We start from the raw sequence: 7,844 nt of genomic DNA, 5'->3' as shown, positions 1-7,844 counted from the left end.
TGCGCGGTCGGATCGGTTCGTAGGCCGCGCATCGGTCGTAGCCGGTGTTTTAGCTGGCTGTGATCAGCCTCGATCGGGTTGTTCGCGTGCTGCTCGACGTGGTGCCACGCCGACGGGACGAGCTCGTCCAGCACGGCGGGGTAGACCGCGGCGGCGTCGGTGACCACGTCAGTCGGTCTGAGCTTCAACGCCGACAGCGCCTGCTGGAAGAACCGCCTGGCCGCGTCGGCGTCCCGGCGGGTCGAGACCAGTACGTCGATGACTTGCCCGTACTGGTCTGTCGCGCGGTAGACGTAGCGCCGCACACCGTTGACCTTGAAGCGCCTCGCCAGTAGACAAGGGAGGTGCGGGGTGACCGCGGTCAAAGATGTGGCGCGGCGTCCGATCGGGCGTAGGTCTCGTCGACGAACCACCTGTCGCCTGGTGAGTGCCGGCTGAATCGGGCGGCGTCGGCCAGCAGCGGCGTGAATCGCTGCACCCACCGGTAGACGGTGACGTGGTCGATCTCGATGCCGTGTTCGACCAGCAGTTTCTCAAAGTCTCGGTAGGACAGGTTGTAGCGCGGGTACCACCGGACCGCGACGGCGATCACCTCGGGCGGGAACCGGAACCCGGCGAACGCGGACTTCGGTGGTAGCCAGGGGCGGGGACGGTTCGACAGCTTCACCGGTCAAGCCTGCCTCGATCTTGCTAACGACCAACGCAACAGAGTCCCCGCCTGGAACATGTCTTCAAGCCACCGCGCTGAACTTCATCCGCCTCGACGCCTGGTTCAACGGCGTACCCGTCAATCCCAGACGCACCAGCCACCTCAACCGGCTAGACCTCGCACTCGCCGCATAGCCCCAAATCAATCGCCAACAGAGTCACCCTGGGCAGGTGTGTGTTGGCGGGCGCCGTCATGGCAGCGGTAGCTCTTGGCGTGGGGCGATCATGTAGTTATGGTCCAACTCGTGAGGTGGCAGCGGTTCCGGTTCGAACCTAGGCACCGTTTTGGCCGGCCGCGCTCAGCCTGCTCAGGGGACGAGCACGATCTTCCCGCCGCCGGCCCGTCCGGCGGCCACGCGGGTGAAGGCGGCCGGCCCCTCACGCAGTGGGAGTGGTTCCGGCGCCAGCTGCAGCGTCCCGTCGCCGACCTGCTCCGCCAGCCGGGCCAGCTGTGCGGCATCGGGTCGCACGTACAGGTTCGTGCTGGTGATGCCCCGCTGCGGTGGCGGCGCGTCCGAGGTCAGCGAGCACAGCCGCCCGCCGTCGCGCACCAGCGGCAGGGCGGCGGTCGCCGTGCCGACGGCCGCGGCCAGCGCACCGTCGAACCGTCCGCGTACCTGATCCGGCCAGTTTGGGTCGTGGTAGTCGACGACCTGCGCCGCTCCGAGACCGCGCAGGCGGTCGGTGGCAGCAGCGGATGCGGTCGCGGTCACCTCGACGCCCGTGGCCGCGGCGAGTTGAACGGCCAGGGAACCGGTGTTGCCGGCTGCGTTGGTGACCAGGAGCCGCTGACCTCCACCGAGTCCCAGCATCGCCATAGCCTGCCACGCGGTGAGGCCGTTGACCGGCAGTGCCGCCGCTTCCACCGGCTCGAGCCCGGACGGGCGACGCGCCGCATGAGCCGCGGTGAGCAGGACGCGTTCGGCCCAGAAGCCGCTTCTACCGGGCAGCGGAGCCTCGTGCGCGAGCACCCGGTCGCCGACGGCGAACGCATCGACGTCGGCGCCGACCGCCATCACCCGGCCCGCGCCCTCCACTCCCAGCGCCGCCGGAGGCCGCAGCCCCACCTCCCAGCCGGCGTCGTTGAGCAGCCGATCCCACGCTCCCACTCCGGCCGCCTCGACCGCCGCCGGGAAGATCGAGAACTGCCAGCTCGCCGTGCACCTCGTCTACGCCACCGAGGCTGGTCACGCGATGCTCGACGCGGCCCTCTACCTGCCGAAATCCTGGTGCGACGACCCTGAGCGCCGGGCCGAGGCCGGTGTCCCCGAACAGGTGCGCTTCGCTACCAAGCCGCAACTGGCGGCCCGGATGATCGAGACGGCTGTGAGCAGCGGGCTGCCCTGCCGCTGGGCGGCCGGCGACGAGGCGTACGGCAACGATCCGCGCTTGGCCGCCCGACTGCGTCAGCTGCGACTGGGCTACGTCCTGGCGGTGGCCTGTTCACATCAGGTGATCACCGGCCTGGGCGTCTACAGCGTCGACGTACTGGCCGCCGGTCTTCCTACGACCGCCTGGCAGCGGATGTCCGCCGGTCAAGGCGCGAAGGGACACCGCTACTACGACTGGTCGTTCACCGCCCTGCCGCACGCCGCCGACCTGCACGGCGGGCACCACTGGCTGCTGATCCGCCGCAACCGCAAAAACGGTGAGCTGGCCTTCTACCGCTGCTGGTCGGTCGAACCCGTGTACGGTGCCAAAACTCTGTTTCGGGCTTGTGGGCTGCGAATTTGCGAGTAGCTCAAGCTGCCCGGTGATTCTCGTTGATCACGCCGTCCAGGACGCGGCGTCGCCGGATCGGCTTGTCGATCGCGACGACCACGCCGGGGTCGTAGTCGGGTGGATGCTGATCCAGGCTCTGGTGCGGCCGGTGCCGGTCGAAGTGGTCCTCATAGTGGCGTAACACGGTACGGGCGTGCTGTTCGTTGTAGATCAGGACCCGGTCGGTGCACTCGGCCCGGACACTGCGCACGAAGCGTTCCGCGAACGCGTTCGCCCGGGGCGTGCGTGGCGGAGTCTTCACCACGTCGATGCCTTCGGCGGCGAACACCGTGTCGAACGACGCGGTGAACTTGGCGTCGCGGTCGCGGATCAGGAACCGGAACAGTGTCATACGGTCACCGAGGTCCAGCACCAGGTTGCGGGCCTGATGGGTAGTCCAGGCGGCGGTCGGGTGGGCGGTGACGCCGAGGATGTGCACCCGTCGGGTCGTGATCTCCATGACGAACAGCACATACATCCGCTGCAGCGTGACCGTGTCGATGTGGAAGTAGTCGCCTCGCCAGTAGGCCGGACGCCTGCGCGCGCAGGAACGTCCGCCAATTGGTGTCGATCTCGTGTGGGGCGGGACCGCGCTTCGAGCTGGCGAGGATGCGACGGATGGTGCCAGCGCCGAGGCGATGGCCGAGTCCGACGAGTTCGCCTTGGATGCGTCGGTGCCCCCAGCCGGGATTCTCCCTGGCCAGGCGCAGGATCAGGTCCCGGAGGTCGTCGCTGATCGGTGGTCGTCCGGGCCGGTTCGGGTAGGTCCAGTGCCGGCGGACCAGCCGGCGGTGCCAGGCCAGCAGGGTGGCTGGGGTGACGATCCGATGCCTGCAGAGTTCCCGTGGCAGGGCCCGGACCAGCGCGGACAACACCGCCCGCTCCGGCCAGGACAGGCGCGGCCGACCGACCTGACGGCGTAGCACCGCCACCTCGTGGCGCAGCACCAGCAACTCTGCGACCATCGCGGACTCGCTGCGCGTGGCCTGCGGCAACCAGCCGAACATCCGCACCGCACTCAGGTACAGCAGCCGAACCAACACCCCTGCCATCCTGCGTCACTGCCGCGAAGCAGCAGCTCACACCCTGTGCGACGAGTTTCGGCACGGTACAAGCCGGACATCCGTCACAGCAAATAGGACACCCCGCACAGCGTGTAGGCGACGCCGAACCGGCGCTCGATCAATCTCGCGACCCGAGCCAACGTCCACCGAGCGTCAACACACCCCGGCACGACCAGACCTTCGTCTAGCAACCCGGCAAGCTATTTGCGCGCTGCTCAGCCGTGGGTCTACAGTCCGCGCCGTCGGGCTCGGACGAGGCTAGAGCCGCCAGCCCTCCGGCCGTAAATCCGCGCCGCCCTGCCGTGCCGACTTCTCCGAAACCCGCAGCTCAGAAGTGATCCGTGCCGGCGGGACGGTGCCGAGTTCGGACCCCCTACTGAGCCGATAACGCCGCGTCATCGTTTCGTGGCGGCGATGTGGCCCCGCCGCCACATCGCCCGTGAAGGGCCTGTGCTCGTCATGATCGGGCTTGCCGCGTGACCGCAGCCGTCAGACGTCAGATCCTCACCGGGACGTCTAGACAAGCGGGTCTGGGTACTATCTGCCTGTCGGGTCGAGAGGCGCTGCGACGGGCGGAGCCCGCCACGCTCGGCCTTCAATTCTTCAACAAGGGCGCCTCCGAGCTTCGGAGGCGGCTGCTTGAGCGCGCTATTGAGCCAGAGAAGCACTGCATCGTCGCTGCGGCAGCTGATGTCCCAGCGTATTCTGGTGTTGGACGGCGCCTGGGGAACGATGTTGCAGGGCGCGCAGCTCACCGCCGCGGACTACCGAGGCGACCTGATTGTCGACCATCCGCAGGACGTTAGCGGTGATCCGGACCTGCTCAACCTTACGCGGCCTGACGTCATTGTGGACGTACACCGGCAGTATCTGGCCGCCGGCGCCGACATCACCACCACCAATACTTTCACGGCGACGAGCATCGGCCAGGGCGACTACGGGCTCCAGTCACTGGTTCGTGAGATGAACGTTCAGGGTGCGCGGCTGGCCCGGCAGGCGGCGGACGAGTTCGGTGGCCGGTTCGTGGCCGGCTCGGTCGGGCCGCTGAACGTGACGCTGTCGCTGTCGCCGCGGGTCGAGGACCCGGCGTATCGCGCCGTCGACTTCGACGAAGTGCGCGCGGCGTACGCGGAGCAGATCTCGGCCCTGGCCGAGGGCGGTGTCGACCTGCTTCTGATCGAGACGATCTTCGACACGTTGAACGCGAAAGCCGCAATCGCCGCAGCCCGTGAGGTCGCGCCGCAACTGCCGCTGTGGATCTCCGTGACCATCGTCGACCTCAGCGGCCGGACCCTGTCGGGGCAGACCGTGGAGGCTTTCTGGCGCTCGATAGAGCGGGCCGAACCGCTGGTCGTCGGCGTGAACTGCTCGCTGGGCGCGGCCGAGATGCGCCCGCACGTCGAGGAGCTTTCCAAGATCGCCGGAACCTACGTGGCGTGTCACCCCAACGCCGGTCTGCCGAACGCTTTCGGCGGCTACGACCAAACGCCGGAGGAGACCGCCGGCCTGCTCGGCGAGTTTGCCGCGTCCGGCTTGCTCAACATCGCCGGCGGCTGCTGCGGCACCTCACCGGAGCACATCGCCCGGATCGTCGCCGCCGTGGCCGGCACACCGCCACGGACGGTTGCCGCCCTGCCGGAAACCACCCGGTTCAGTGGGTTGGAGCCGTTCGCGATCGGACCGGACACCGGGTTCGTGATGATCGGTGAGCGCACCAACGTCACCGGCTCGGCCAAGTTCCGCCGGCTCATCGAGTCGGACAACTATCAGGGCGCGGTCGACGTGGCCCTGGAGCAGGTCCGCGGCGGCGCCAACCTGCTCGACGTCAACATGGACGCGGACCTGCTCGACAGCGAGCGCGCCATGACGACCTTCCTCAACCTCATCGCCACCGAGCCGGAGGTCGCCCGGATCCCAGTGATGATCGATAGTTCGAAGTGGACGGTCCTCGAAGCCGGCCTCAAGTGCGTGCAGGGCAAGGGCGTGGTCAACTCGATCAGCCTCAAGGAGGGCGCGGAGTCATTCCTGGCTCAGGCCCGCCGGATCCACGATTACGGCGCCGGCGTGGTGGTGATGGCCTTCGACGAACACGGCCAGGCCGACACCACCGAACGCAAGGTGTCCATCTGCGGCCGGGCCTACGATCTGCTCGTCGAGCAGGCCGGGTTCGCGTCGGAGGACATCATCTTCGACCCGAACGTCCTCGCGGTCGCCACCGGCATCGCCGAGCACAACGGATACGCGAAGGCGTTCATCGACGCCCTCCCGCTGATCAAGGCGCGCTGCCCGGGTGCCCGCACCAGCGGCGGCATCTCCAACCTGTCATTCTCCTTCCGAGGCAACGACGTGGTTCGCGAGGCCATGCATTCGGCGTTCCTGTTGCACGCTGTCCGCGCCGGGTTGGACATGGGCATCGTCAACGCCGGCCAGCTCGCCGTGTACGCCGATATCCCCGCCGACCTCCTCGAACTCGTCGAGGACGTGATCTACGACCGGCGCCCGGACGCCACCGACCGCCTGGTCACCTTCGCGTCGACCGTTACCGGTTCCGGCACGAAGCGCGAGGTCGACCTTTCCTGGCGCGAGGCGCCAGTGACCGAGCGGCTGTCGTACGCGCTGGTCCACGGCATCGTCGACTTCATCGAACAGGACACGGAGGAGGCCCGGCAGGGCCTGGCCCGACCCCTCGATGTCATCGAGGGTCCGCTGATGAACGGAATGAAGATCGTCGGCGACCTGTTCGGCGCCGGCAAGATGTTCCTGCCGCAGGTGGTCAAGAGCGCCCGGGTGATGAAGCGCTCGGTCGCCTACCTCGAACCGTTCATGGCGGCCGAGAAGGAGCAGGCCCGCCTGGAGGGCCGGGTCGACCCGGGCCGCGGGCAGGGCAAGGTCGTGTTAGCGACCGTGAAGGGAGATGTGCACGACATCGGCAAGAACATCGTCGGCGTGGTCCTGGGCTGCAACAACTACGAGGTCATCGACCTGGGCGTGATGGTTCCGGCCGGCCGGATTCTGGACACGGCCGTCGCCGAAGGCGCCGACGCCATCGGCCTGTCCGGCCTGATCACGCCATCGCTGGACGAGATGGTCACAGTCGGCGCCGAGATGCAGCGCCGCGGCCTCAAGGTGCCCCTGCTGATCGGCGGGGCCACGACATCGCGTCAACACACCGCCGTCCGCATCGCCCCCTCGTACGACGGCACAACCGTGCACGTGCTCGACGCGTCCCGGGTCGTCGGCGTGGTCTCCGACCTCCTCGACGACGGCCGGGCCCGCGAGCTGGACCGCGCCAACCGCGTCGAGCAGGAGCAGCTGCGCGAGGCGCATGCCAACCGGCACTCCCAGCCGATGCTCGGCTTGGCTGAGGCCCGCGCGAACCGCGAGAAGGTCGACTTCAGCGACCTGCCGACCCCGGCCTTCACCGGCCGGCGGACGGTCCAGCCCACCCTTCCCGAGCTGCGCGAGATGATCGACTGGCAGTTCCTGTTTCTGGCCTGGGAACTCAAGGGCAAGTTCCCGGCGATCCTAGATCAGCCGGTCGCCCGCGAGCTCTACGACGACGCCAACACCCTGTTGGACAAGATCACGAAGGACGACTCCTTCCAGGCCCGGGGCGTCTACGGCTTCTGGCCCGCGCACTCCGAGGGCGACGACATCGTCCTCGGCAATGGGGTGCGCCTGCCGATGCTACGCCAGCAGACGGTCAAACCGGCCGGCCGCGACAACCGCTGCCTGGCCGACTACGTGGCCCCCGACGGTGACCACCTGGGTGGTTTCGCCGTGACCATCCACGGCGCCGATTCCCTGGCCGCGCACTACGAGGCCCAGCACGACGACTACCGCGCAATCATGGTCAAGGCGCTGGCCGACAGGCTTGCCGAAGCCTTCGCCGAGTACATCCACCTGAAGGCCCGCCGCGACTGGTTCGAACCAGACGCCACGCCGGACCTCGCCGACCTGCATGCCGAACGCTTCCGGGGCATCCGACCGGCGCTCGGCTATCCCGCCAGCCCGGACCACAGCGAGAAGCGGGAACTGTTCGACCTGCTGAAGGCCGCCGAGCTCGGCATCGGCCTGACGGAGTCCTTCGCGATGGCGCCGGCAGCCAGCGTCAGCGGGCTGATCTTCGCCAACAAGGCGGCGAGATACTTCACAGTGGGCCGTATCGGCAAGGACCAGATCGAAGACTACGCCGCCCGCCGCGCCACCAGCGTCGCCGACGTCGAGCGGTGGCTGCGACCAAATCTGGCCTATGAACCGTCCTGACGGGTGTACCGGCCAGGCGGGAGCGCCACGCCGTGGTGCGGTCGG

At 68.3% G+C, this 7,844-nt stretch carries 5 protein-coding genes, 2 pseudogenes and 1 riboswitch; of the genes and pseudogenes, 2 read left to right on the top strand and 5 right to left on the bottom strand.

The annotated features are described in order from the left end of the window. The 3 genes and pseudogenes from ACWD5O_RS02115 to ACWD5O_RS02105 form a co-directional block, all read right to left on the bottom strand. Positions 1-296: pseudogene (locus ACWD5O_RS02115) on the bottom strand (DDE-type integrase/transposase/recombinase); the annotation flags it as partial. A 92-nt stretch (positions 297-388) separates the two neighbouring features. Next, a pseudogene (locus tag ACWD5O_RS02110) lies at positions 389-661 on the bottom strand (IS6 family transposase); the annotation flags it as partial. A gap of 355 nt (positions 662-1,016) precedes the next feature. Continuing rightward, positions 1,017-1,817, bottom strand: a complete 801-nt coding sequence (locus ACWD5O_RS02105; protein WP_450084347.1) for a zinc-binding dehydrogenase — start codon at positions 1,815-1,817, stop codon at positions 1,017-1,019. Between ACWD5O_RS02105 and ACWD5O_RS02100 the strand changes: the two genes are divergently transcribed. Next, entirely contained in the window at positions 1,792-2,448 is a 657-nt protein-coding gene (locus ACWD5O_RS02100; protein ID WP_450084346.1) for an IS701 family transposase, read from the top strand. The genes ACWD5O_RS02105 and ACWD5O_RS02100 overlap by 26 nt on opposite strands. Position 2,449: 1 nt before the next feature. On the opposite strand, the gene ACWD5O_RS02095 is transcribed toward ACWD5O_RS02100, so the two are convergent. Beyond that, entirely contained in the window at positions 2,450-2,947 is a 498-nt protein-coding gene (locus ACWD5O_RS02095) for an integrase core domain-containing protein (RefSeq protein WP_450084345.1), read from the bottom strand. A 648-nt stretch (positions 2,948-3,595) separates the two neighbouring features. Then, positions 3,596-3,703 (bottom strand): helix-turn-helix domain-containing protein, encoded by a 108-nt coding sequence (locus ACWD5O_RS02090; RefSeq protein ID WP_450084344.1) that lies wholly within the window; start codon positions 3,701-3,703, stop codon positions 3,596-3,598. Positions 3,704-4,082: 379 nt separating this feature from the next. Further along, positions 4,083-4,158, top strand: a riboswitch (S-adenosyl-L-homocysteine riboswitch). A gap of 65 nt (positions 4,159-4,223) precedes the next feature. Between ACWD5O_RS02090 and metH the strand changes: the two genes are divergently transcribed. Continuing rightward, entirely contained in the window at positions 4,224-7,799 is a 3,576-nt protein-coding gene (metH, locus tag ACWD5O_RS02085; RefSeq protein WP_450084343.1) for a methionine synthase, read from the top strand. Positions 7,800-7,844: the final 45 nt, after the last annotated feature.

The sequence above is a fragment of the Micromonospora sp. NPDC005161 genome (genome assembly GCF_053599855.1).
Note: the sequence above shows the minus strand (reverse complement) of the source record. Positions and strands in the feature narration are given on the sequence as shown.

What these genes read in the sequence shown, in the direction of transcription:
- ACWD5O_RS02095 (WP_450084345.1), bottom strand. Translation starts at nt 2,947, where the DNA reads ATGTATGTGCTGTTCGTCATGGAGATCACGACCCGACGGGTGCACATC.
- metH (WP_450084343.1), top strand. Translation starts at nt 4,224, where the DNA reads ATGTCCCAGCGTATTCTGGTGTTGGACGGCGCCTGGGGAACGATGTTG.